This is a genomic window from Pseudomonas fluorescens (assembly GCF_003732425.1).
Lineage (GTDB): Bacteria > Pseudomonadota > Gammaproteobacteria > Pseudomonadales > Pseudomonadaceae > Aquipseudomonas > Aquipseudomonas fluorescens_BE.
In genome coordinates this window covers 73544-96431 of sequence record NZ_MOBX01000003.1, presented here as the reverse complement: position 1 = coordinate 96431, position 22888 = coordinate 73544, and the positions used below count along the sequence as shown (strand labels likewise).

Genomic DNA, 22888 nt, shown 5'->3' with positions numbered 1-22888 from the left:
CTAGATGGATATCGGGATGATTCGTGGCCTGGGCACCGTTGTCGTGATGGTGGCCTTCATCGGTCTGGCGCTGTGGGTGTTCAGCCCCAAGCGCAAGTCGGAGTTTGAAGACGCGACCTTGTTGCCTTTTGCGGATGATCCCGAAGCCATCAAGCACGTCGAGCAAGCTTCTAGGAGTAACAAAGAATGACTACATTCTGGAGTCTGTACGTCACAGTCCTCAGTCTCGGTACGATCTTTTCCCTGACCTGGCTGCTGCTGTCGACCCGCAAGGGCCAGCGCAGCGAACAGACGGACGAGACGGTCGGGCACTCCTTCGACGGGATCGAGGAGTACGACAACCCACTGCCGAAATGGTGGTTCATGCTGTTCGTCGGCACCATCGTTTTTGCCTTGGGTTACCTGGTGCTGTACCCGGGCCTGGGCAACTGGAAAGGCCTGCTGCCGGGCTACAACTACCTCGATAACGACAAGCAGACCGCGTTCGCCAACGGCCAGACCGGCTGGACCGGCGTGCACGAGTGGGAAAAGGAAATGGCTCGCTCGGACGCCAGGTTCGGTCCGATCTTCGCCAAGTTCGCCGCGATGCCAATCGAAGAAGTCGCCAAGGATCCGCAAGCACTGAAAATGGGTGGCCGTCTGTTCGCCTCCAACTGCTCGGTGTGCCACGGTTCCGACGCCAAGGGTGCCTACGGCTTCCCGAACCTGACCGACGCCGACTGGCGCTGGGGCGGCGAGCCGGAAACCATCAAGACCACCATCATGGGCGGTCGCCACGCGGTGATGCCAGCGTGGGCTGAAGTGATTGGCGAGCAAGGCGTTGCCGATGTGGCAGCCTTCGTGGTGACCAATCTTGATGGGCGCAAATTGCCCGAAGGCACCAAGGCAGACCCGGCCAACGGCGGCAAACTGTTTGCTGCCAACTGCGTGGCCTGCCACGGTCCGGCCGGCAAAGGCACCCCCGCCATGGGCGCACCTGACCTGACCCACCCGGGTGCTTTCATCTACGGTTCGAGCTTCGCGCAACTGCAGCAGACTATCCGTTACGGCCGTCAGGGCCAGATGCCTGCCCAGGAACAACTGCAAGGCAACGACAAGGTGCACCTGCTGGCGGCGTATGTTTACAGCCTGTCCCACGGTGAAAAAGCACCAGAAGCGAACGCCGAATAAGGCCAACGATTGAAGCACTGAAAAGGCCCCGCCAATGCACATTGGCGGGGCCTTTTTTTCAGGGTTGGCTTGCCCAGATCGACTTCACCGGGATCGTATCGATCAGTGTCCGGTTCTGCCATTGGTTGTTTTTCACCAAATAGATCTGCAACTGTTTGCGGTCCTCGGTAAAACTGGTGATCAGGTAGGTCTGCTGCGAAGTAGCGCCGCTCAGGTACATCGGCACGCTCCCCTTCCAGTATGAATCGCCGCCGTCCTTATGCAGGTGACCGGCGAATATAGCGGTGACCTGATATTTGTCGATCATCTCGATAAAGCGCTTCTGCTGGCGGGCATCGCCCTGCATTTCAAACGGTTTGTGCATGTTGATGATGATGGCATAACCCCCCACCCTCGCCAGCCTGAGATCCCTCTCAAGCCAGTCCAGTGTACTGGTGATATCAAAGGTGGTCGGGTTCAAAAAGTGGGAAATCCTGGTTGCGTAAGTAGGCTCGTTATTGAGTTGCACCATATGCACATCGCCAATGGTCTTGGAATAAGCAAGGCTCCCTGAATAAAGTCTATTCAACGCGCCGCCAGTAATCGTCAGATCGAAACTGTCTACTTTGCCTTCATGATGCTCTTTGAATTCAACAATGCTGCCGGCCGCGCAATTATTACTGAAACAGTCATCAACGTTATTCTCATAATCATGATTACCCAGGCCATACAAGTAATCCGAACCGAAGTGTTTCTTCAATGCCGCCGCCATGTAATCACGCTGCCCGCTGTGGCCGAAGGCAGTGATATCGCCATTGATCATCAAAGGGATCTTTGCCGCCGATCCATTGCGGGCGCGGAAGTCAGCGATACTTGCCAGCTGAGTTTCCACCAGCCATTTCGAACGCTTTGCGAACTCATCATCGGGCTCGGGTATTCTACTGTCGGTCTTGTCTGTCCAGGGGTATTGCGTGTCCGATGCAAACACCATGTACTTCGGTGAATCGAACGCGGCATGGGCCATAAAAGCCGAAAACAACAAACACACACCCACAAACAAGCTTGCAACTTTATCATTAGCCATTACATAACACTTCCATTTAATCAAAAAAATTGACGCGCTTATGCCGTCGACTTTCAAGTTATTCAAAAACATTCAAATACTCAAACATGCAGCGCAAAACAATTAAGTACTTTTATTTCAAAGCACTCAACTACGCTGTTTTAAAAATAACAATACAAGCAACTACCACTGTCCTTTACACAGACGCTCATGAAATGAGACGAATGCCCGCTAGATTTGATTTTCAGCGGTCTGTAATGTTTGCAGGCGCCTGATGAGCCTCGTCCGGCGCCCAATAGAGCGCTGGATTTCAAGGAAGATAGCCATGCGAGAATCCGATCATGATTGTGTTCACCCCCAAGACGATTTCACTTTTGTCATCCCTGATGTCGAATCCTCGAATACGCCGCCCACTGCTAAGGATGACGCCTTAACCACCGGCGTCATGAAAAAGAATCCCGCCAGCGGTCTCGACGGACTCGGCGGCGGAAGGCTGGACGGGCACTCGACCGACTGAATTGCCGACGCAAGACTGTGGCTCGCTCGCCAGAGCGAGTCTCATGTATCGTCTATAGTCAATTGATCTGCATCATGACTTGTTACATCAGCTACACCATTTACACCCTTCCCCCAACGCGACCAAAGGTCGCACCCGTTCATCGGCGTGACAGGCGTATCATTGCGCCACTGCAACGCCCTTTTTGACCTTGGTTGGCACGTATCGACCGAGGCATTTTTCCACTGCCGTGGGATGCAATGATGAGCAACCAGATTCCGGTACACGACGTCACGCCACCGAGCAAAAACGCGAACAACAGCGTTGATCTTTACGCCTCTCGAGAAAAAATCTACACCCGTGCTTTCACCGGCCTGTTCCGCAATCTGCGGATGATGGGCGGCGCTGCCCTGTTCCTGCTGTACTTCGGGACGGTGTGGTTGAACTGGGGCGGCCATCAAGCCGTGTGGTGGAACCTGCCGGAGCGCAAGTTCTTCATCTTCGGCGCGACCTTCTGGCCACAGGACTTCATCCTGCTCTCTGGCCTGTTGATCATTGCCGCGTTCGGGCTGTTCTTCATTACCGTCTACGCCGGGCGCGTCTGGTGCGGTTACACCTGTCCGCAAAGTGTGTGGACGTGGATCTTCATGTGGTGCGAGAAGGTCACAGAAGGCGACCGCAACCAGCGCATCAAGCTCGACAAGGCGCCGATGAGCGGCAACAAGTTTCTGCGCAAATTCGCCAAGCACGCGCTGTGGCTGTTGATCGGTTTCGTCACCGGCATGACCTTCGTCGGCTACTTCTCACCGATCCGCGAACTGGTCTTCGAGTTCTTCACCGGCCAGGCCGATGGCTGGTCGTATTTCTGGGTCGGCTTCTTCACCCTCGCCACCTACGGCAATGCCGGTTGGCTGCGTGAGCAAGTGTGCATTTACATGTGCCCGTACGCACGCTTCCAGAGCGTGATGTTCGACAAAGACACGCTGATCGTTTCCTACGACCCGCGTCGCGGTGAAAGCCGTGGTCCACGCAAGAAAGGCATCGATTACAAGGCCCAGGGCCTGGGCGATTGCATCGATTGCACCATGTGCGTTCAGGTCTGCCCGACCGGCATCGACATCCGCGACGGCCTGCAGATCGAGTGCATTGGCTGCGCGGCCTGCATCGACGCCTGCGACAGCATCATGGACAAGATGGATTACCCGCGCGGGCTGATCAGCTACACCACCGAACACAACCTGTCCGGGCAGAAAACCCATAAACTGCGGCCACGTCTGATCGGCTATGCCGTGGTGTTACTGGCGATGATCAGTCTGTTGGTGACGGCGTTCTTCATGCGCTCGCTGGTCGGCTTCGACGTCAGCAAGGACCGCGTGCTGTACCGCGAGAACGCCGAAGGCAGGATCGAAAACGTCTACAGCCTGAAGATCATGAACAAGGACCAGCGCGACCACACTTACGTGCTGGAAGCCGCCGGTCTGCCGGACCTGCGCCTGCAAGGCAAGCGCGAGATCAAGGTCGCGGCCGGTGACATCGTCAGCATGCCGGTCGAGTTGTCGAGCGCGCCGGAACAACTGCCCTCGAGCACCAACGAGGTGAAATTCATCCTCAAGGATGCCGACGACGACAGCGCCCACGTTGAAGCCAAGAGCCGATTCATCGGCCCACAAATCCGTTGAGAGAACTGAACATGCCCGCAGCAAACGCCGCAAGTCCCTGGTACAAGCACCTCTGGCCATGGATCATCATCGGGATTCTGGCCTGTTCGGTGACCCTGACCCTGTCCATGGTGACCATTGCGGTGAACAACCCGGACAACCTGGTCAACGACAACTACTACGAGGCTGGCAAAGGCATCAACCGTTCGCTGGACCGTGAGCTGTTGGCGCAGAATCTGAAGATGCGTGCGGCTGTGCGTCTGGATGACGTGACCGGTGAAGTTGATCTGCGTTTGAGCGGTGACAGTCAACCGAAAACGCTGGAGTTGAACCTGATTTCGCCGACGCAGCCGGAGAAGGATCGCAAGATTGTCCTGACCCGCAGCGAGACCGAAACCGGGCGTTACATCGGTCAGTTGAACGACAAGGTTGAAGGTCGCCGGTTTGTCGAATTGCTGGGCAGTCAGGATGATCACGTCTGGCGGATGTTCGAGGAAGAGCTGGTCAACCATGACAAGGATCTGTTGCTGGGTGACGAACCCTTGCAAGGCGCCGACGACCTGAAGAAGTAAAAACCTGCGCTTCGCGCATTCGCGAGCAGGCGCGCTCCCACAGTGGAACACCAGTGTCCTCAAAACCTGTGGGAGCGAGCCTGCTCGCGAAGAGGCCCTTGCGGACGATAAAGATTTCCTCTGATGACCACCCCACTCCCCTGCTACCACTGCGCCCTGCCCGTCCCGTCCGGCAGCCGCTTCACAGCTATCGTACTCGGGCAATCCCGCGAATTCTGCTGCCCGGGTTGTCAGGCCGTGGCCGAAGCCATCGTCGCCGGCGGTCTGGAAAGCTATTACCAACATCGCAGCGAAGCCTCGGCCAACCCCGAAGCATTGCCGGTGCAATTGGTCGATGAACTGGCGCTGTACGACCGCGCCGATGTCCAGCAACCCTTCGTTCGTCACGAAGGCGATCTGGCCGAAACCACCCTGTTGATGGAAGGCATCAGTTGTGCCGCCTGCGGCTGGCTGATCGAAAAACACCTGCGCACGCTGCCCGCCGTGGCCGAGGCGCGGCTGAACCTGTCCAACCATCGCCTGCATGTGCGCTGGGCCGACGCGCAATTACCGCTGAGCCAAGTGCTCGCCGAACTGCGCCACATCGGTTACGCCGCCCACCCGTATCAGGCCGATCGCGCCAGCGAACAACTGGCCAGCGAAAACCGCCTGGCCCTGCGCCAGCTCGGCGTGGCCGGGCTGCTGTGGTTTCAGGCAATGATGGCGACCATGGCCACCTGGCCGGAATTCAATATCGACCTCAGCCCCGAACTGCACACGATCCTGCGCTGGGTCGCGCTGTTCCTGACCACGCCGATCGTGTTCTACAGCTGCGCGCCGTTTTTCAAAGGGGCGATGCGCGATCTGCGCACACGCCACCTGACCATGGATGTCTCGGTGTCACTGGCGATCGGCAGTGCGTACGTTGCCGGGATCTGGACCTCGATCACCGGGGTCGGCGAGTTGTATTTCGACGCGGTGGGGATGTTTGCACTGTTCCTGCTCGCCGGCCGCTATCTCGAACGCCGCGCCCGCGAGCGCACCGCTGCCGCCACCGCGCAATTAGTCAATCTGTTGCCTGCCTCTTGCCTGCGCCTTGATGCAGCCGGCCACAGCGAACGCATCCTGCTCAGCGAACTGCGCCTCGGCGAGCGGATTCTGGTGCAACCCGGCTCGATCCTGCCGGCGGACGGCAAGATCATCGACGGCCAATCGAGCATCGACGAATCGCTGCTCACCGGCGAATACCTGCCGCAACCACGCAGCCTCGGCGACAGCGTCACCGCCGGCACGCTCAATGTCGAAGGCGCGTTGACCGTGGAAGTTCAGGCGCTGGGCCAAGACACGCGCCTGTCGGCCATTGTCCGTCTGCTCGACCGCGCCCAGGCGGAAAAACCGCGACTGGCGGAAATCGCTGACCGCGCCGCGCAATGGTTTCTGCTGCTGTCGCTGATTGCCGCAGCAGCGATCGGCTTGCTCTGGTGGGAGCTGGATTCGTCGCGGGCGTTCTGGATTGTCCTCGCCATGCTGGTTGCGACCTGCCCCTGCGCGCTGTCACTGGCAACACCGACCGCGCTCACCGCCGCCACCGGCACCCTGCACAAACTCGGTTTGCTGCTGACGCGCGGGCATGTGCTGGAAGGCTTGAATCAGATCGACACGGTGATCTTCGACAAGACCGGCACCCTCACCGAGGGCCGACTGGTGCTGCGTTCGATTCGCCCACTCGGCACGCGCGACAGCGATGAATGCCTGAGCCTTGCCGCCGCGCTGGAAAACCGTTCGGAACACCCGATCGCCCGCGCTTTCGGCCGTGCGCCGCTGGCCGCTGAAGAAGTCCACAGCACGCCAGGGCTTGGCCTTGAAGGCTTGGTCAATGGACAGCGTTTGCGCATCGGCCAGGCAGAGTTTGTCTGCGCCCTCAGCGCTGCGAACGTGCCCGACATGCCGAACGAGGCCGGCCAATGGTTGCTGCTCGGTGACGCTCAGGGGCCGCTGGCATGGTTCGTTCTCGATGATCGCCTGCGGGACGATGCCCCCGCCCTGCTCGCCGCGTGCAAGGCGCGTGGCTGGCGCACATTGCTGTTGTCGGGCGACAGCTCGCCGATGGTCGCCAGCGTGGCGGCAGAACTCGGCATTGATGAGGCCCGAGGTGGTTTGCGCCCGGACGACAAACTGCAAGTCCTGCAACAGTTGCACAAGGAAGGTCGCAAAGTGCTGATGCTCGGCGACGGCGTCAACGATGTGCCAGTGCTCGCGGCAGCCGACATCAGCGTGGCCATGGGTTCGGCCACCGATCTGGCGAAAACCAGTGCCGATGCGGTGTTGCTGTCCAACCGCCTCGACGCCTTGGTGCAGGCGTTCACCCTCGCACGGCGGACCCGTCGGGTAATCATCGAGAACCTGCTGTGGGCGGCGCTGTACAATGGCCTCATGTTGCCGTTCGCCGCCCTCGGCTGGATCACCCCGGTATGGGCCGCCGTCGGCATGTCGATCAGTTCGTTGACCGTGGTGCTTAATGCCCTGCGCCTGACTCGCCTGCCGAGTCCGCCGCCCGCCAGCACCCGATCGCACACCCGTCCGCTGCCGGCCTGAGCCGCGCGGGCGCCTGGAGTACAGATGCCAGCTCTCTACGTGATGATCCCGGCCGCCCTGCTGATCGTGGCCATCGCCGTTTACATTTTCTTCTGGGCGGTGGACAGCGGTCAGTACGACGACCTCGACGGCCCGGCGCACAGCATCCTCTTCGATGATCAGGATCCTAACCACACCGCGGCGGTCGACGAAGCCAATCCCAAGAAACCGGACGACAAGGCCCCACCCCATGCTTGAACTGGCGCCACTGCTGGTATCGGCATTGATCCTCGGCCTGCTCGGTGGCGGTCATTGCCTGGGCATGTGCGGCGGCTTGATGGGCGCGTTGACCCTGGCGATTCCCAAGGAGCAGCGCAGCCGGCGCTTTCGCTTGTTGCTGGCGTATAACCTTGGGCGAATTCTCAGTTATGCCACGGCGGGCTTGCTGATCGGATTGGCCGGGTGGGCGGTGGCGAACAGTCCGGCCGCGCTGTTCATGCGCGTGCTGGCCGGGTTGTTGCTGATCGCCATGGGTTTGTATCTGGCCGGTTGGTGGAGCGGGCTGACGCGCATTGAGCGCCTTGGACGCGGTCTGTGGCGCTACATTCAACCGCTCGCCAACCGCCTGCTGCCGGTGTCGAGCCTGCCCCGTGCGCTACTGCTTGGCGCGTTGTGGGGCTGGCTGCCCTGTGGACTGGTTTACAGCACATTGCTGTGGTCGGCGAGTCAGGGCAATGCACTGGACAGTGCGTTGTTGATGCTCGCGTTTGGCCTCGGCACCTGGCCGGTGCTGCTCGCCACAGGCCTTGCGGCAGAGCGCGTCACTGCCATTTTGCGCAAACGCAGCGTGCGCATGGCCGGAGGGTTGCTGGTAATCCTGTTCGGGATATGGACATTGCCCGGGCCGCATCAACATTGGCTCATGGGTCACTGATTAACACTGTGGCGAGGGAGCTTGCTCCCGCTGGGGTGCGGAGCGCCCCTCGCATTTGCCCTCAAAAGCATTGGGCCTGCTGCGCAGTCCAGCGGGAGCAAGCTCCCTCGCCACAAAAGCAGTCACTACCAATCCACCGTTGATGCAAATCAAGATGCCCCCGCGCGCCCTCCCATAGACTCGCCACACTGCCAGCCTATCCGGGGGAATGCCCGCATGCTCGACGCCATTCGTTGGGACACCGATTTGATCCGCCGCTACGACCTGGCGGGGCCGCGCTACACCTCTTATCCGACGGCCGTGCAATTTCACAGTCAGGTCGGCACGTTCGACCTGTTCCACGCCCTGCGTGACAGCCGCAAGGCCTTGCGCCCGTTGTCGCTGTACGTGCACGTGCCGTTCTGCGCGAACATCTGCTACTACTGCGCCTGTAACAAGGTCATCACCAAGGATCGTGGTCGTGCCCTGCCCTACCTGCAGCGGCTGGAGCAGGAAATCCAGTTGATCGCCTGCCATCTCGACCCCGCCCAGAAAGTCGAGCAACTGCACTTTGGTGGCGGCACGCCGACTTTTCTCAGTCATGACGAACTGCGCCAGTTGATGGCGCACCTGCGCAAGCATTTCAATCTGCTGGATGACGACTCCGGCGACTACGGCATTGAGATCGACCCGCGCGAAGCCGACTGGTCGACCATGGGCCTGCTGCGCGAACTCGGTTTCAACCGGGTCAGCATCGGCCTGCAAGACCTCGATCCGGCGGTGCAGCGCGCAGTCAATCGCTTGCAAAGTCTGGAAGAAACCCGCGCGGTGATCGATGCCGCGCGCACCCTGCAATTTCGCTCGATCAATATCGACTTGATCTACGGCTTGCCCAAGCAGACCCCGGAAAACTTCGCCCGCACCGTTGAAGAGGTCATCAGCCTGCAACCGGACCGGCTCTCCGTGTTCAACTATGCGCACCTGCCGGAGCGGTTCATGCCGCAGCGGCGGATCAATGGCAATGAATTACCCGCGCCGGCGCAGAAACTGGAGATGCTCGAGCGCACCATCGAACAACTCACTGCCGCCGGCTATCGCTACATCGGCATGGATCATTTCGCCCTGCCCGATGACGAATTGGCGATTGCTCAGGAAGAGCAAACCCTGCAACGCAACTTCCAGGGTTACACCACTCACGGCCATTGCGACTTGATCGGGTTGGGCGTGTCGGCCATCAGCCAGATCGGCGATCTGTACTGCCAGAACAGCAGCGACCTCAACGAGTACCAGAACACCCTCGCCGCCGCGCAACTGGCGACCAGCCGGGGCCTGGTGTGCAACGCCGATGATCGCTTGCGCCGAGCGGTGATCCAGCAGCTGATCTGCAATTTCAGCCTGGTGTTCGCCGACATCGAGCAGCAGTTCAACATCGATTTTCAGGGTTATTTCGGCGCGCTGTGGCCACAGCTGCAAGGCATGGCCAGCGATGGCCTGATTGAACTCGATCGCGAGCGGATCGTCGTGTTACCGGCGGGTCGCCTGCTGGTGCGCTCGGTGTGCATGGTGTTCGATGCGTACCTGGAACAACAGAACCGTCAGCGTTTTTCGCGGGTGATCTAGTTTTTCGTCAGCAACGAACCGACGTTCAGGTTCTGATCCGCGGTCAGCCCGGACTGCCCGATCACTTTGGACAAAGCCAGATTGGCCGTGATCAGACCTGTATTCAACGCGGCGATGGCGCCTCGCAGAGCGGCAGCCTTGATGATCTTTTCTTCGTTGGAAAGGCGCTTGTCGGCCATGACTGCTTCGATGAGTGCCTTTTTCTCGGCAATCTGTTTTTGCAATTTGCGGATCATCTTCAGCAATTGCTGGATGTTCTCGGGGAGGCCGCTGTTCTCGATGTCGCTGTTTTCGCCCCCGGCACTGGCGGATTTTTCGATCGATGCACCGGACAGCGACACCTTGACGCCCTCGACCAAGGTCGGGGTTGCCTCTTCGGTCGAACCTGGATCGCGTGCATTGCCGGACGCAACTCTAAACGCTTCCGGCGTTGCCGCAACATCGCTGCTACCGGGGCCCAGCGTGCCAATGACGGCCATCGAATCGTTCCTTGTATGCACTTTGATACCTGTTTATCGGCTGCTGGCTCTGCGGCTTTACGCCTGTAGGGCAAAGTCGCCCCAGACTGGCCTGAATGTCCTCCCGTGAGTTACCCTTACGGCTTATGTGTGTTTTCCCACAAGGATTAAAGAAATGTCCGAGCCAGTTAAACTGCGCGCTCACAACCAGGCCCATTGCAAGGATTGCAGCCTGGCCCCTCTCTGCCTGCCACTTTCTCTGAATCTGGAAGACATGGATGCGCTGGACGAAATCGTTAAACGCGGCCGCCCGCTGAAAAAGGGCGAGTTCCTGTTCCGCCAGGGCGACACGTTCGATTCCGTTTATGCAGTACGCTCCGGCGCCCTGAAGACCTTCAGCCTGAGCGACGGCGGCGAAGAACAGCTCACCGGTTTCCACCTGCCGAGCGAACTGGTCGGTCTGTCGGGCATGGACACCGAGAAACACCCGGTGTCGGCCCAGGCGCTGGAAACCACCTCGGTCTGCGAAATCCCTTTTGAACGCCTCGACGAACTGGCCCTGCAACTGCCGCAGCTGCGCCGCCAGTTGATGCGCGTGATGAGCCGCGAAATCCGCGACGACCAACAGATGATGTTGCTGCTGTCGAAGAAAACCGCCGATGAGCGCATCGCCACGTTTCTGGTCAACCTGTCCGCACGCTTCCGCGCTCGCGGTTTTTCCGCCAACCAGTTCCGCCTGAGCATGTCGCGCAATGAAATCGGTAACTACCTCGGTCTGGCCGTGGAAACCGTGTCCCGGGTCTTCACCCGTTTCCAGCAGAACGAACTGATCGCCGCCGAGGGCAAGGAGATTCACATCCTCGACCCGATCCAGCTCTGCGCGCTGGCCGGTGGCTCGATCGAAGGCTGATCTCGATCCGCGGTTGAGCGAAGCGTTTCAGCCGCGGGTATACTGCGCCGTTTGCAGCCCTGCCAGGACACCTCGACGATGGTCTTCGACTCCTTCGACATCAAATCGCTTATCCGCCCAGTGATCGACTTCCCGAAACCGGGCGTGATCTTTCGCGACATCACCCCGCTGTTTCAATCGCCGACGGCTCTGCGCCTGGTGATGGACAGCTTCGCCCACCGCTACGTCGAAGCCGACTTCACCCACATCGGCGCAATGGATGCCCGTGGCTTCCTGATCGGCTCGGTGCTGGCTTATCAGTTGAACAAGCCGCTGGTGCTGTTCCGCAAACAAGGCAAACTGCCAGCGGACGTGCTGGCCGAAGGTTACGCGACCGAGTACGGCGAAGCGTTCCTGGAAGTGCACGCCGACAGCCTGTGTGAAGGCGACTCGGTGGTGATGTTCGATGATTTGATTGCCACCGGCGGGACGTTGATTGCAGCGGCCAACCTGATTCGTCGCATGGGCGCGCGGGTGCATGAGGCGGCGGCGATTATCGATTTGCCGGAGTTGGGCGGGTCGCAGCGCTTGGAAGACATGGGTATCCCTACTTTCTGCCTGACGCAGTTTGCGTTGACCGATAAATAATCAAGATCAAAAGATCGCAGCCTTCGGCAGCTCCTACATTGGAATGTGCGTTTCCCTGTAGGAGCTGCCGAAGGCTGCGATCTTTTGCCTTTAAAGCCCCATCTGCTTGCTGATGATCTCGTTCATCACCTCTCGCGTCCCGCCGCCAATCGACAGAATACGGTTATCCCGATACAGCCGCTCCACCAGACTTTCGCGCATATAACCCAGGCCACCAAGAATCTGCACCGCCTCCGTGGTGATCCGGTCCGAGGTGTCCGTGGCAAAATTCTTCGCCATGGAAATTTCCTTGATCACACTCTGCCCCGCCGCCATCTTCGCCGCTTGCCGGTAAGTGAATTCCCGCGAGACCTCCAGCGCGGTCGCCATCTCGGCGAGGCGATGCTTGATCACCTGAAATTTGCCGATCGGCTTGCCAAACGCTTCGCGCTCGCGCGCCCACTTCAGACTCTCTTCCAGCGCAAGTTGTGAGGTCATGTTCGCCATCAGCGCCAACGCCAGCCGTTCGCTCTGAAAGTTGCCCATGATGCAGGCGAAGCCCATATTCTCGGCGCCGATCAGGTTTCCTGCAGGCACGCGGCAATCGTCGAAGAACAACTCAGCCGTGTCCGACGCCCACCAGCCCATTTTTTTCAACTGGCGGCCAACGGTGAAGCCCGGCGTGCCCTTCTCGATCAGCAGCAGACTGATGCCGGCAAACCCCGGCGCACCGGTGCGCACCGCGACGGTGTAGAAATCCGCGCGCACGCCACTGGTGATAAAGGTTTTGCTGCCACTGACGCGATAGACGTCACCTTCGCGCACGGCGCGGGTCTGCAGGTTGGCGACGTCGGAGCCGCCGCCGGGTTCGGTGACCGCCAGCGCGCTGATCTTTTCGCCGCTGAGCACCTGTGGCACGACGCGATCACGCACTTCGGGGCTGGCCCATTTGACGATGGGCGGCAGGCCGATATCCAGCGAGCCAAGCCCTGCTACCACGCCGCCAGAGCCACAGCGCATCAGCTCTTCACTGGCGGCGACCTTCGCGAACAGATCGCCTTCATGGCTGCCTCCCAGCGCTTGCGGGTAACCGATGCCGAGGATGCCTGCCGCGCCAGCCTTCAGATACAGCTCACGGGGAAAGCTTTCGGCTTCTTCCCACTGGTCGATGTCCGGCAGGATCTCGCGCTCGACGAAACGTCTGACGCTGTCGCGGACCAATTGGTGGCTGGGGTCGAAGTTTTCCTGAAAGGCAGGCATGGGCGAGCTCCACGGAAGGGTCCGCCGAACTTAACCGAGCGCTTGCTTGGTTTACAACAAGATTGTGTGAATCAGATATACCGAGGTGCACCATTCGCGAGCAGGCTCGCTCCCACAGGGGATTTGTGAATGACACAAAACCAATGTGGGAGCGAGCCTGCTCGCGAAGGCGCCAGTTCAGACGCCGCAAATTCAGAGGGAAATCGGTTTACGCCCGGCAAACGAATGCGCCAGCGTGCCGCCATCGACCAGTTCCAGCTCACCACCCAACGGCACGCCGTGGGCAATCCGCGAGGCGATCAGGCCTTTGTTGCTCAACAGCTGAGCGATGTAATGCGCCGTCGCCTCACCTTCCACGGTCGGGTTGGTCGCGAGGATGACTTCGGTAAACGTGCCCGCCTCTTCGATCCGCGTCATCAACTGTGGAATGCCGATCGCCTCAGGCCCGAGACCATCGAGCGGCGACAAATGCCCCTTGAGCACAAAGTAGCGGCCACGGAAACCGGTCTGTTCAACCGCATACACATCCATTGGCCCTTCCACCACGCACAGCAACGTATCGTCACGGCGGGTATCAGCGCATTGCGGACAGAGATCGTCTTCAGTCAGCGTGCGGCACTGACGGCAGTGACCGACGCCTTCCATGGCCTGGCTGAGGGCCTGGGCCAGGCGCAAGCCGCCACTGCGGTCACGCTCGAGCATCTGCAACGCCATGCGCTGAGCGGTTTTCTGACCCACGCCCGGCAAAGTGCGCAAGGCGTCGATCAGTTGGCGAATCAAAGGGCTGAAGCTCATGGGTAAAAAGTCCGACAAAACAACGAGACGCGGTTTATACCCGCGCCTCTGGCCAGCGTCAAATACTCAGTCCTGGGCGACCTTCACCACCAGTTTGCCGAAGTTGCGCCCTTCCAGCAGGCCGATAAACGCCTCGGGCGCCTGCTCCAGGCCTTCCACCACGTCTTCGCGGAATTTCACTTTGCCATCGCGCACCCACGGCACCATGTGGCTGATGAATTCCGGCTGACGATCACCGTAATCATCGAACACGATGAAGCCCTGAATGCGCACGCGCTTGGTCAACAGTGTGCGTTGCAGCATTGGCAGGCGATCCGGGCCTTTTGGCGCTTCGGCGGCGTTGTACCCGGCGATCAGACCGCACAACGGAATGCGCGCCTTGGGGTTGAGCAACGGCACCACGGCATCGAACACATGACCACCGACATTCTCGTAATAGATGTCGATGCCATTGGGGCAGGCCTTGGCCAGTTGCTCGGCGAAGTCGGCGGCTTTGTGATCGATGCAGGCATCGAAACCCAGCTCTTCAACCACGTACTTGCACTTCTCGGCACCGCCGGCCACACCGACCGCGCGCAGGCCTTTGATCTTGGCTACTTGCCCGACCACCGAGCCGACCGCGCCGGACGCAGCCGCCACCACCAGCGTTTCGCCTTCTTTCGGCTGACCGATGTCCATCAGCCCCATGTACGCGGTCATGCCGGGCATGCCCAATACACCCAGTGCCATCGACGGACTCGGCAGCCCGGCAGGGATCGGGATGATGTCCCGGCCGTCGCTGATGCTGTGGCTCTGCCAACCGGTCGCGCCGACCACCAGATCGCCTTTATGGAATTTCGGATGACGCGAATCCTCGACACGGCTGACTGCGCCGCCGGTCATCACTTCGCCGATTTGCACCGGTGCGGCGTAGGACGGTGCGTCGCTCATGCGTCCGCGCATGTAGGGATCAAGGGACAGGTACAGGGTTTTCAGCAGCACCTGGCCATCCTGCAGATCCGGCAAGGCTTCGCGTTCGAGGCGGAAGTTCTCCGGGGTCGGCGCGCCAACCGGGCGCGAGGCGAGGACGAAGCGTTGATTGAGCGTAAGAGAGTCGGACATGTCAGCGTCTCCTGTGAGGGTGAATTCAGTGGGTATAGGGAGCAGACCGTTGAGGCTTTTGCGCGTTCGATGTTTCTACTGTGAACCTGTGGCGAGTGAGCTTGCTCCCGCTCGGCTGCGCAGCAGTCGCAAAACCTGTCAGCGCGATATTCCTGAAAGAATGCAGGGGAGCGCTTCGCACTCCAGCGGGAGCAAGCTCCCTCGCCACAGAGATCACGAGATGCACATTCAGGATGCGTCAGAAACAAAAATGCCAGGCGCAATGCCTGGCATTTTGTGTAGCTCATCTGCCGCCGAATGGCGAATCAGAATGGCAGTTTCATACCGGCTGGCAGGTTCATGCCGGCGGTCATGTTGCCCATTTTGTCCTGGCTGTTCTTTTCGATCTTGCGCACAGCGTCGTTGACGGCGGAGGCAATGACCGCTTCCAGCATCTCTTTGTCGTCTTCGCTCATGCCTTCGACCAGGCTTGGGTCGATGCTCACGCTTTTGACGTCGTGACGACCGGTCATCACCACGGTGACCATATCGCCGCCGGCCTTACCGGTGACTTCGGCGTTGGCCAGTTCTTCCTGCATCTTGGCCATTTTTTCCTGCATCTGCTGCGCCTGCTTCATCAGGCCGGCCATGCCACCTTTCATCATGGGAATCACCTCAAAAGTACTTGGATCAAAACAGCGCCCGGCCAGCGAGGCCGGGCACCTTCAGTTATTAGCCTTGGGCGACCAAGGCGTCGACAGGTTCAATAGTATCGTGTCGCACCACCGCGCCGAACTGCTGAACCATTTGCTGGATGAACGGATCGCCGTGGATCGACTCTTCCGCCTCGCGCTGACGGTTGGCGCGTCGGCGGGATGCGGCTTGCGCCGGGGTTTCCTGCTCGGGCTTGATCAGCTCGATGGTCAGGCTCAGCGTGCGACCGTGGAACTGGTTCAACGCATCATTCAAACGGCGCTGCTGCGTGGCATTGAACAGTGCACTGTGCGCCGGGTCGAGGTGCATCAGCCAATGGTCGCCATCGACGGCGATCAGCGTGCAGTTGGCGGCGATACTGCCGGTCATACCGGAGATTGGCAGTTTCGGGAACAGCTCCAGCCATTGCAACGCCAGGCCTGTGGCCGGTGCCGCAGCCGGTTCTGGCTCAGGTTCCGGTGCCGGCTCGGCGGCGTGTTCGCTGGCCAGTTCATCGAGGTAGCTGTAAGCCGAATCCATGTCCGGTTCGATGTAATCCTCGTCCAGCGGCGGCTCGTCGTCCAGGTCCATGCCCGGCGTAGCGGCATCGACATCGGCAACCGACGGCTCGGGGATCGGCGCAGCAGCCCACTCAGGCGCCTCCGGGACGACGCTGTCCGGGGTCGGCAGCGGCATCGGCGGCAACTCGGGTTGCTCGGCGGTGGTTTCCAGCACCGGCTCGACCGCGGGTTGCTGCGCAGGCCCGGCTTCAGCCTCGGGTTCTACCGGGTCATTCCACGGCAGGTCGACGACCTCTTCAGCGACGACCGGCGCGGGTTCAGGTTCTGGCGCGGCAACGGGCGCAACCGGCGCAGGCTCGGGTGCCGGTGCCGGGGTTGCAACAGGCGCCGGCGCTGGAGCCGGCGCGACCGCCGCAGCGACTACCGGCGCAGGTTTAGGCGCGGCAGCCACGGAGTTTGCGGAATCAACTGTGGCCTGGCTGATCCCCACTGGCTTTAGCGGTTGCCTTGGGGCGTCCGCGGTGTCGGCGGGCCGGAAGGCCAGCATCCGCAGCAAGACCATTTCGAAGCCACCGCGCGGATCCGGCGCCAGCGGCAAATCGCGGCGGCCGATCAGGCCCATCTGGTAATAGAACTGCACGTCTTCGGCCGGCAAGGCCTGAGCCAGTGCCAACACGCGATCGCGATCGCCGTGCCCGTTGTCGACACCTTCCGGCAACGCCTGAGCGATGGCCACGCGGTGCAGCACATTAAGAATTTCCGAGAGCACGCCGTTCCAGTCCGGGCCTTGTTCGGCCAGGTGGCGTACAGCTTCGAGCAGCGCCTTGGCGTCGCCTTCGATCAACGAATGCAGGACGTCATAGACCTGACCGTGATCCAGCGTGCCGAGCATCGCCCGCACGTCGGTGGCCAGAACCTTGCCTTCACCGAAAGCAATCGCCTGATCGGTGAGGCTCATGGCGTCCCGCATCGAACCGTCAGCAGCGCGACCAAGCAGCCACAGTGCATCGTCTTCGAACGGCACGTTTTCGGCAGTCAGTACGTGGGTCAAATGCTCGACCACGCGCTCCGGTGTCATGTTCTTCAGGGAGAACTGCAGGCAACGCGACAAAATCGTTGCCGGAAGTTTCTGCGGATCCGTGGTCGCCAGGATGAACTTGACGTACGGCGGCGGCTCTTCGAGGGTTTTCAGCAGCGCATTGAAGGAATGGCTGGAGAGCATGTGCACTTCGTCGATCAGGTAGACCTTGAAGCGCCCACGGCTTGGGGCGTACTGCACGTTGTCGAGCAGTTCGCGGGTGTCTTCGACCTTGGTGCGGCTGGCGGCGTCGATCTCGATCAGGTCGACGAAGCGCCCCTCATCGATCTCACGGCATACCGAGCACTCGCCACACGGGCTGGAGGTGATACCTGTTTCACAGTTCAGGCATTTGGCAATGATCCGCGCAATCGTGGTTTTACCCACCCCGCGCGTACCGGTGAACAGGTACGCGTGGTGCAGCCGCTGGCTGTCCAAGGCATTGATCAGAGCCTTGAGCACATGGGTCTGGCCGACCATTTCGCGGAACGAGCGCGGACGCCATTTACGTGCAAGAACCTGATAACTCATCGAAAACCGTCGCAACGAAGGAAGCTGAAGCGGCTAATGCTAGCGGAGCAAGGGCAAAATTGCATCCGGTGTCCTCGTCTAATATGGCTAAGCTGCATGAGCAGAGGCTTTTATCGGCTCGGGATCGGGAATTACCGGAGCGTTTATGCGGTGGGCCGTGGGGGCGTTGCTGGGAATCAGCCTGAACGTGACGGCAGCGCAAACCCCGCTGCGCTTCGCCATGCCCGACAGCTGGGCGATGCCGATGGCGCAATACGAACGCGGCCGCCCGACCCAAGGCATCCTCTACGACCTGATGCTCAGCCTGGCCACGCAGGTCGGCGTACCGGCCGAATTTAGCGTCCTGCCCCGCACCCGCGTGCAGACGTCTATGGAGCACGGCGAGATTGATGTGCGCTGCTATGCCGCACAGTCGTGGCTGCCGAATCAGTCGGGGGATTACATCTGGAGCCTTCCACTGTTCTTTCAGCGCGATCTATTGATCAGCCGCAAGGATCAGCCGGCCAGCACCGACCCTGCACACCTGCCCCGCCAGTCCATCGGCACTGTTCTTGGCTACACCTACCCCACCCTGCAACCGCTGTTCGATGCAGACCGACTGCAACGCGAAGATGCGCGCAATCAGGAGCAGGTGCTGGAAAAACTGCTGGCCGGGCGTTATCGCTATGCGGTGAGCAATCAGTGGACGCTGGACTGGTTCAATCAGCGCTTGATGCCTGAGCAGCAACTGCAAGGTGTCGCCGTATTGCAGGAGCAGAAGGTGGGTTGCTATGTGAGGAATGATCCGAAGGTGCCGGTGCAACGGATATTACGCACGTTGCTGCGGATGAAAATGTCGGGGGAGATTGATGAGATTATCCGGCTCTATACGGGCAGCTCGGAACCAGGTTCCTAACCCACTAAATGAAAAAAGGGACTCATGAATGAGTCCCTTGTTCAAACCAACCGGCAATTAAAGCAGGGCACAAGAACCAGACATCGGGATCTTCGCTACATCACCCTTACCAACGCACAATAGTGTGACTTTCGCTCCCTTCTTAAGCGAAGCCAGTGAATCGGCATCACTCTTTTCGAAAGAAAACTGCGGCTCCATGAACTGATTCACACCACCACGCAATGTGAGGTATGGATTACCCATGAAGTCAGTGTTGATATCTGTGACAGTGCCCGATACCTTGAATTTTTTACCTTTAAACTTCTGATCGGCAGCGACCGTGTTCTCGTTGTAAGCAACAGCGATATCACGTGCAGTCACAGCCGGTGTGGCAGCCAGTTCCTGCTTTGATTTTTCAAGCTCTGCTTCTGCACGTACTTTTTTCGCGTCGGCGAGCGCCACTGCTTCCGCTTGTTTCTCCTCCGGAGACTTCATCGCATTGCTGATGAAGCCGATAACAAAAAGTACACCTATGACAATGCCGACCCATTTAAACAGTTTTTTCACGCCTTTCTTCCTCTGATAGTTGAGTTTTCCGTTACCGCGTCATACCCGATTGCCGGTGCTGCCTGACGATTTCAAACGAACCGATTCTCTAGAATAGGTTCGCTTGATGCAAGGCCAGTCGCCATCATTGATACCAGGGTTATTGAGCCGGGCTAAGGCTTGGCCAAATCCCACTGGCACCTCTTCAGCCGATCTACATCGGTACCACTCTCTTTTCGCATATCAATGTTGCCGTTCGCGTCAAGATAGATATCCGTGTTAGGCCATTTGGGCGTGATGCTGATGCAATGATTACGTCCTCCTTCTTTACTCCACCACGAAAACTCCATGAAGAATTCGTCGTCTGGAAGGAAGAAACCATTGTCCATCGCCCCGCCACCAGGTCGCATGCCGCCTTTGTAAATACGATCTTGCACATTCCAGATATACCGGAACTCATCTTGTCCTGCTTTAGAGTAATGAACATTCACAGTCGGCAAAGCGATGTCCCAGTGAGCGATAGCCAAATACACAACAGGTATCCACAGCACTCGTATGAACCAAGCCCGACGCTTACTGACAGTTGTGGACACGGATTCCATCTCCCCAACTCTCCGGTGGTACTGCAACAACTTCATCCATGATCATCTTCGCGGTCACTCCGCCTGCGGGATACTGTTCGGCGAGCTTAATCCCGATTTGAATCGATACCCTATCGGCAACGTCATCCCATGATCCCGGCGCATACCATGGGCTTGCCGTAGTGTGTGGGCCGGGATGCACTCTCATCTCTTCAGGCTTGTTCAGCTCGCCAGCTTTGGTGGCTGCGTCGGACAAAAGCTGCGCAACGCCAGCTCCGTCCAATAGCTGGCTCTCGGACATGCCTGCTATGACTCCGACATACCCATAATGGATGTTCGACCAGATATCGTAGAAGTAATCGTAGGCCCCCTGCTTGTGGTAAACACCTACAAATAGCTTGCGAAGCTTAGGCTTATGATCCCAGTCCATTCTCGGGCCGACTTTTTTGGCCCAGATTGCCCACGCCGCGGCGATGTCCATGTAATTGCCAAGGAGCCGGCTAGCTGGCCCGCCCACCCCCTTTAACAGTGAAGGCTTCCTGTCTGGCGAAGCAGGATCATAGCGGTAGAGCTTTTGCATCGATGAAACTTCCGGACTCAGGATATTTAGATTCATCTCACCTGCAATGTAGTCAGCCAGAGGCTCCATTTGGTCAGGATGGTTGCACGCGGCAGGTTGTACTTTATCCGCATTCTGTTCTGCTTTCGGAGTGCCAGGATCTACGAGAGCGTTGGCGGCAACAGCCTTTTCTTTCAGTTGCGGATCAGCAAGAAGCGTGGCCATCTTCTCTTCGTCAACCGTCCCATTGGGGCGAATCGCCCCAAGCGCCATGAAGTTGATGATGATTGCCCCACCAGCATCCCCCATGACAAAACCACCACCAACATCACCTGATCCGCTAATGATCGTTCCTCCATGACTTGTAGGACTTCCTAAATGAGCCATGGGGCGGCCATTGACCAGAATCGAGGGAAAACCCGTGGTGATGACGGCGCCGCATCCGCAGGTGTCACCAACACGGGCAGACCCCATGAAGTTGATATTGGTATCAGAAGAAGCAGATGCAATTGGGGTTACACCATGCCCCGGTAGTGGGCAGACATGCTTGTCTCCCAATCGAGCCGAGGAAATCATTCGTCGTCCTTGTGTCGAGCATAGGCCTCCGTCAATGGAGGCAAAAACGTTATTGCGAATGTTGTGAGAGTAGCGCTTGCCTCGCTGGATGGTCTTTAGGAGGGATCTGGAAATTGAATCAGAAATTTCCTCAAACCACGTCATCAGCAACTGAAGGTCAGTGCAGACCTGTCAAAATCGCAGACACAAAAAAACCGCAGTGGGCGAAACCCATGCAGTTCTGGTTGAAGCGTTCGATTGTTCGTTAAGGTGGTAACCCCACCAGCCACACCCCGGCACACAATGTTCCCGCTGTGGCTGCTGCCTTCCGGCTCTGACCAGGTTCACGGGTAATCGTTGCGGGGGGACCGATGGGGTCACCATAACGACGCTTGCCTGTCGGCGAGCCGCGCCATTGTACCTATCTGAGACGAAGTTACAACCGTTGGTTGCAGATTAAAAATATGAACCGGTTCAAGGACATAAAGAACGCAGCCTGCGCCAGTGCCTACAGGGCCAGAACCTCGTCCGCCCTGCCGCCCGCCTGCTGGATCACCAGATGAATGAAGTGCAGTTTGGCAATCGCCGGCGCAGGCAGCACGAACGGGTAGAAATCCGGCTGGCCCATGCTCCGTGACAACTCATTGAGCATGCCAGCCAGTTCAATCCACGCGTTGACGAATGACAGAAACGCCTCGCCGCCGGGATGCTCCGGGTCGTACAGCGTGCTGGTGGGAAACGGCTGGTAATCAAAATCCATTTCCCGCGCGCTCATGCCGAAGCCCAGCGCAGTGTCCACCGCGTCCATCATGTGCAGGTAGTGCGCCCAGGTTTCCGCCCAGTCTTCCCATGGATGCATGGTTGCGTAAGCGCTGACGTATTGCTGCGGCCAGTCCAGCGGTGCGCCTTGCTGATAATGACGATCGAGCGCCTCGGCGTAACTGGCGCGTTCGTCGCCGAACAGGCTGCGGAATGAATCGAGCCAGGGGCCGTTGGCGATCAGGCGATCCCAGTAGTAGTGCCCGACCTCATGGCGAAAATGCCCGAGCAGTGTGCGATAGGGCTCATGCATCTGCGCCCTCACCTGCTCACGGTGGGCGTCGTCGGCCTCTTTGATGTCGAGGGTGATCAACCCATTGGCGTGGCCGGTCATCGGCGCGTTGCCTTCGAGGTCGACGCCAATGAAGTCGAACGCCAACCCGGTGTCTTCATCGACGGTTTTCGGGATGACTTGCAGGCCGAGGGTGATCAGTTGCGCGACGAGGCGGCGCTTGGCGATTTCGACTTTGCGCCAACGCTCAGGGTTGTCCGGGGCGGACAGGTCGGGGATGGTCCGGTTGAGGCTGCAGGCGACGCACAGGCTGTCGTGATCATTGGCCGGCAGCAGCCAGTTGCACGCGGCGGCTGTGTCGAGGTTGGCGCAGCGGCGGAACAGCCCGGCCTCGGGGTCGGCGTCGAGCGTCCAGGTGCCTTCGTATGGCCCCGGTTGCAGCGAAGTCAGACGACTTTCTTCGGGTTGATAACCGAGCAAGGCGCTGCACGCCAGGCACTGACTGTTGCGAAAGAACAGCGACTGGCCGCAGCGGCACGGCCAGACTTTGCTGTTGCGTGAGGACTCGCCCATGAACGGCGCGATGATGCGAGAACTGAGCTGCTCGAAAAAGCGGTGCATGGCGATCTCTCCCTGGGGCTTGCCAAGACTAGATCATTCCCAAGACAACATCGTTCCCGAATACAGCGCAGCTTCTGAGTGGCATTACCGATGTGGCGAGGGAGCTTGCTCCCGCCGGGTTGCGAAGCAACCCCAAACCCAGGCA

The 22888-nt window shown here is 59.3% G+C and carries 23 protein-coding genes and 1 other RNA gene; 12 read left to right on the top strand and 12 right to left on the bottom strand.

Annotated features, from left to right (window positions below; translation table 11 throughout):
* Nucleotides 1-4: 4 nt before the first annotated feature.
* Entirely contained in the window at nt 5-190 is a 186-nt protein-coding gene (locus BK670_RS03230; RefSeq protein ID WP_003175465.1) for a CcoQ/FixQ family Cbb3-type cytochrome c oxidase assembly chaperone, read from the top strand.
* On the top strand, nt 187-1170 hold the full coding sequence (gene ccoP, locus BK670_RS03225) for a cytochrome-c oxidase, cbb3-type subunit III (protein WP_123448580.1): 984 nt from the start codon (nt 187-189) through the stop codon (nt 1168-1170). Before BK670_RS03230 ends, ccoP begins: the two co-directional genes overlap by 4 nt.
* A 58-nt stretch (nt 1171-1228) precedes the next feature.
* Here ccoP and BK670_RS03220 read toward each other — a convergent pair whose 3' ends face one another.
* Nucleotides 1229-2233, bottom strand: a complete 1005-nt coding sequence (locus tag BK670_RS03220) for a metallophosphoesterase family protein (RefSeq protein ID WP_123449181.1) — start codon at nt 2231-2233, stop codon at nt 1229-1231.
* 304 nt (nt 2234-2537) lie between these two features.
* Between BK670_RS03220 and BK670_RS03215 the strand changes: the two genes are divergently transcribed.
* From BK670_RS03215 to hemN, 7 genes are all read left to right on the top strand, one after another.
* The gene (locus BK670_RS03215) at nt 2538-2729 is read left to right on the top strand and encodes a hypothetical protein (RefSeq protein ID WP_123448579.1); all 192 of its coding nucleotides are present in this window, start codon (nt 2538-2540) and stop codon (nt 2727-2729) included.
* Between the two features lie 242 nt (nt 2730-2971).
* On the top strand, nt 2972-4387 hold the full coding sequence (gene ccoG / locus BK670_RS03210; RefSeq protein WP_123448578.1) for a cytochrome c oxidase accessory protein CcoG: 1416 nt from the start codon (nt 2972-2974) through the stop codon (nt 4385-4387).
* 11 nt (nt 4388-4398) lie between these two features.
* On the top strand, nt 4399-4938 hold the full coding sequence (locus BK670_RS03205; RefSeq protein ID WP_123448577.1) for a FixH family protein: 540 nt from the start codon (nt 4399-4401) through the stop codon (nt 4936-4938).
* Nucleotides 4939-5061: 123 nt separating this feature from the next.
* Nucleotides 5062-7512 carry a heavy metal translocating P-type ATPase gene (locus BK670_RS03200; RefSeq protein WP_123448576.1) on the top strand — a complete coding sequence of 817 codons (2451 nt, stop codon included), beginning with the start codon at nt 5062-5064 and terminating at the stop codon, nt 7510-7512.
* A gap of 24 nt (nt 7513-7536) precedes the next feature.
* Nucleotides 7537-7749 carry a cbb3-type cytochrome oxidase assembly protein CcoS gene (gene ccoS / locus BK670_RS03195; RefSeq protein WP_123448575.1) on the top strand — a complete coding sequence of 71 codons (213 nt, stop codon included), beginning with the start codon at nt 7537-7539 and terminating at the stop codon, nt 7747-7749.
* Nucleotides 7742-8425: a sulfite exporter TauE/SafE family protein gene (locus BK670_RS03190; RefSeq protein ID WP_123448574.1), complete on the top strand. Its 684-nt coding sequence runs from the start codon at nt 7742-7744 to the stop codon at nt 8423-8425. The genes ccoS and BK670_RS03190 overlap by 8 nt, the downstream gene beginning before the upstream one ends.
* 216 nt (nt 8426-8641) lie before the next feature.
* Nucleotides 8642-10024, top strand: a complete 1383-nt coding sequence (hemN, locus tag BK670_RS03185; RefSeq protein ID WP_123448573.1) for an oxygen-independent coproporphyrinogen III oxidase — start codon at nt 8642-8644, stop codon at nt 10022-10024.
* Here hemN and BK670_RS03180 read toward each other — a convergent pair.
* Complete coding sequence (locus tag BK670_RS03180) at nt 10021-10503, bottom strand: hypothetical protein (RefSeq protein ID WP_123448572.1); 483 nt, start codon at nt 10501-10503, stop codon at nt 10021-10023. The genes hemN and BK670_RS03180 overlap by 4 nt on opposite strands.
* 154 nt (nt 10504-10657) lie before the next feature.
* On the opposite strand from BK670_RS03180, the gene fnr reads away from it, so the two are divergent.
* Nucleotides 10658-11392, top strand: a complete 735-nt coding sequence (gene fnr / locus BK670_RS03175; RefSeq protein ID WP_123448571.1) for a fumarate/nitrate reduction transcriptional regulator Fnr — start codon at nt 10658-10660, stop codon at nt 11390-11392.
* A gap of 78 nt (nt 11393-11470) precedes the next feature.
* On the top strand, nt 11471-12019 hold the full coding sequence (locus tag BK670_RS03170) for an adenine phosphoribosyltransferase (protein WP_027921719.1): 549 nt from the start codon (nt 11471-11473) through the stop codon (nt 12017-12019).
* Between the two features lie 90 nt (nt 12020-12109).
* Here BK670_RS03170 and BK670_RS03165 read toward each other — a convergent pair whose 3' ends face one another.
* From BK670_RS03165 to dnaX, 5 genes are all read right to left on the bottom strand, one after another.
* Nucleotides 12110-13258, bottom strand: coding sequence for an acyl-CoA dehydrogenase family protein (locus BK670_RS03165; protein ID WP_123448570.1), 1149 nt, complete (start codon nt 13256-13258; stop codon nt 12110-12112).
* Nucleotides 13259-13450: 192 nt separating this feature from the next.
* Complete coding sequence (gene recR / locus BK670_RS03160; RefSeq protein WP_007918335.1) at nt 13451-14053, bottom strand: recombination mediator RecR; 603 nt, start codon at nt 14051-14053, stop codon at nt 13451-13453.
* Between the two features lie 66 nt (nt 14054-14119).
* Nucleotides 14120-15154: an NADP-dependent oxidoreductase gene (locus BK670_RS03155; RefSeq protein ID WP_123448569.1), complete on the bottom strand. Its 1035-nt coding sequence runs from the start codon at nt 15152-15154 to the stop codon at nt 14120-14122.
* Between the two features lie 305 nt (nt 15155-15459).
* On the bottom strand, nt 15460-15798 hold the full coding sequence (locus tag BK670_RS03150; protein ID WP_016984747.1) for a YbaB/EbfC family nucleoid-associated protein: 339 nt from the start codon (nt 15796-15798) through the stop codon (nt 15460-15462).
* A 67-nt stretch (nt 15799-15865) separates the two neighbouring features.
* Nucleotides 15866-17956, bottom strand: a complete 2091-nt coding sequence (dnaX, locus tag BK670_RS03145) for a DNA polymerase III subunit gamma/tau (protein WP_123448568.1) — start codon at nt 17954-17956, stop codon at nt 15866-15868.
* Nucleotides 17957-18101: 145 nt separating this feature from the next.
* On the opposite strand from dnaX, the gene BK670_RS03140 reads away from it, so the two are divergent.
* Nucleotides 18102-18851: a substrate-binding periplasmic protein gene (locus BK670_RS03140; protein WP_123448567.1), complete on the top strand. Its 750-nt coding sequence runs from the start codon at nt 18102-18104 to the stop codon at nt 18849-18851.
* A gap of 57 nt (nt 18852-18908) precedes the next feature.
* Here the strand turns inward: BK670_RS03140 and BK670_RS03135 are convergent, their stop codons facing one another.
* The 5 genes from BK670_RS03135 to BK670_RS03115 all read right to left on the bottom strand — a co-directional run bounded on the left by BK670_RS03135 (nt 18909) and on the right by BK670_RS03115 (nt 22743).
* Nucleotides 18909-19397 carry an OB-fold protein gene (locus tag BK670_RS03135; protein WP_123448566.1) on the bottom strand — a complete coding sequence of 163 codons (489 nt, stop codon included), beginning with the start codon at nt 19395-19397 and terminating at the stop codon, nt 18909-18911.
* 152 nt (nt 19398-19549) lie between these two features.
* On the bottom strand, nt 19550-19969 hold the full coding sequence (locus BK670_RS03130; protein WP_259697517.1) for a hypothetical protein: 420 nt from the start codon (nt 19967-19969) through the stop codon (nt 19550-19552).
* On the bottom strand, nt 19950-21092 hold the full coding sequence (locus BK670_RS03125) for a polymorphic toxin type 44 domain-containing protein (RefSeq protein ID WP_123448564.1): 1143 nt from the start codon (nt 21090-21092) through the stop codon (nt 19950-19952). Before BK670_RS03125 ends, BK670_RS03130 begins: the two co-directional genes overlap by 20 nt.
* Before the next feature lie 256 nt (nt 21093-21348).
* Nucleotides 21349-21445: signal recognition particle sRNA small type (gene ffs / locus BK670_RS03120), an RNA gene on the bottom strand.
* 134 nt (nt 21446-21579) lie between these two features.
* Nucleotides 21580-22743, bottom strand: coding sequence for a zinc-binding metallopeptidase family protein (locus tag BK670_RS03115; protein ID WP_123448563.1), 1164 nt, complete (start codon nt 22741-22743; stop codon nt 21580-21582).
* Between the last annotated feature and the right edge of the window lie 145 nt (nt 22744-22888).

Bases quoted from the DNA above. Each gene is read 5' to 3' on its own strand.
- ccoS (WP_123448575.1), top strand. From the start codon at position 7,537: ATGCCAGCTCTCTACGTGATGATCCCGGCCGCCCTGCTGATCGTGGCC.
- BK670_RS03170 (WP_027921719.1), top strand. From the start codon at position 11,471: ATGGTCTTCGACTCCTTCGACATCAAATCGCTTATCCGCCCAGTGATC.
- ccoG (WP_123448578.1), top strand. From the start codon at position 2,972: ATGAGCAACCAGATTCCGGTACACGACGTCACGCCACCGAGCAAAAAC.
- fnr (WP_123448571.1), top strand. From the start codon at position 10,658: ATGTCCGAGCCAGTTAAACTGCGCGCTCACAACCAGGCCCATTGCAAG.
- dnaX (WP_123448568.1), bottom strand. From the start codon at position 17,956: ATGAGTTATCAGGTTCTTGCACGTAAATGGCGTCCGCGCTCGTTCCGC.
- BK670_RS03150 (WP_016984747.1), bottom strand. From the start codon at position 15,798: ATGATGAAAGGTGGCATGGCCGGCCTGATGAAGCAGGCGCAGCAGATG.
- BK670_RS03200 (WP_123448576.1), top strand. From the start codon at position 5,062: ATGACCACCCCACTCCCCTGCTACCACTGCGCCCTGCCCGTCCCGTCC.
- BK670_RS03115 (WP_123448563.1), bottom strand. From the start codon at position 22,743: ATGCACCGCTTTTTCGAGCAGCTCAGTTCTCGCATCATCGCGCCGTTC.
- BK670_RS03155 (WP_123448569.1), bottom strand. From the start codon at position 15,154: ATGTCCGACTCTCTTACGCTCAATCAACGCTTCGTCCTCGCCTCGCGC.
- BK670_RS03215 (WP_123448579.1), top strand. From the start codon at position 2,538: ATGCGAGAATCCGATCATGATTGTGTTCACCCCCAAGACGATTTCACT.
- BK670_RS03125 (WP_123448564.1), bottom strand. From the start codon at position 21,092: ATGATTTCCTCGGCTCGATTGGGAGACAAGCATGTCTGCCCACTACCG.
- hemN (WP_123448573.1), top strand. From the start codon at position 8,642: ATGCTCGACGCCATTCGTTGGGACACCGATTTGATCCGCCGCTACGAC.
- ccoP (WP_123448580.1), top strand. From the start codon at position 187: ATGACTACATTCTGGAGTCTGTACGTCACAGTCCTCAGTCTCGGTACG.
- BK670_RS03205 (WP_123448577.1), top strand. From the start codon at position 4,399: ATGCCCGCAGCAAACGCCGCAAGTCCCTGGTACAAGCACCTCTGGCCA.
- BK670_RS03180 (WP_123448572.1), bottom strand. From the start codon at position 10,503: ATGGCCGTCATTGGCACGCTGGGCCCCGGTAGCAGCGATGTTGCGGCA.
- BK670_RS03165 (WP_123448570.1), bottom strand. From the start codon at position 13,258: ATGCCTGCCTTTCAGGAAAACTTCGACCCCAGCCACCAATTGGTCCGC.
- recR (WP_007918335.1), bottom strand. From the start codon at position 14,053: ATGAGCTTCAGCCCTTTGATTCGCCAACTGATCGACGCCTTGCGCACT.
- BK670_RS03230 (WP_003175465.1), top strand. From the start codon at position 5: ATGGATATCGGGATGATTCGTGGCCTGGGCACCGTTGTCGTGATGGTG.
- BK670_RS03190 (WP_123448574.1), top strand. From the start codon at position 7,742: ATGCTTGAACTGGCGCCACTGCTGGTATCGGCATTGATCCTCGGCCTG.
- BK670_RS03220 (WP_123449181.1), bottom strand. From the start codon at position 2,233: ATGGCTAATGATAAAGTTGCAAGCTTGTTTGTGGGTGTGTGTTTGTTG.
- BK670_RS03140 (WP_123448567.1), top strand. From the start codon at position 18,102: ATGCGGTGGGCCGTGGGGGCGTTGCTGGGAATCAGCCTGAACGTGACG.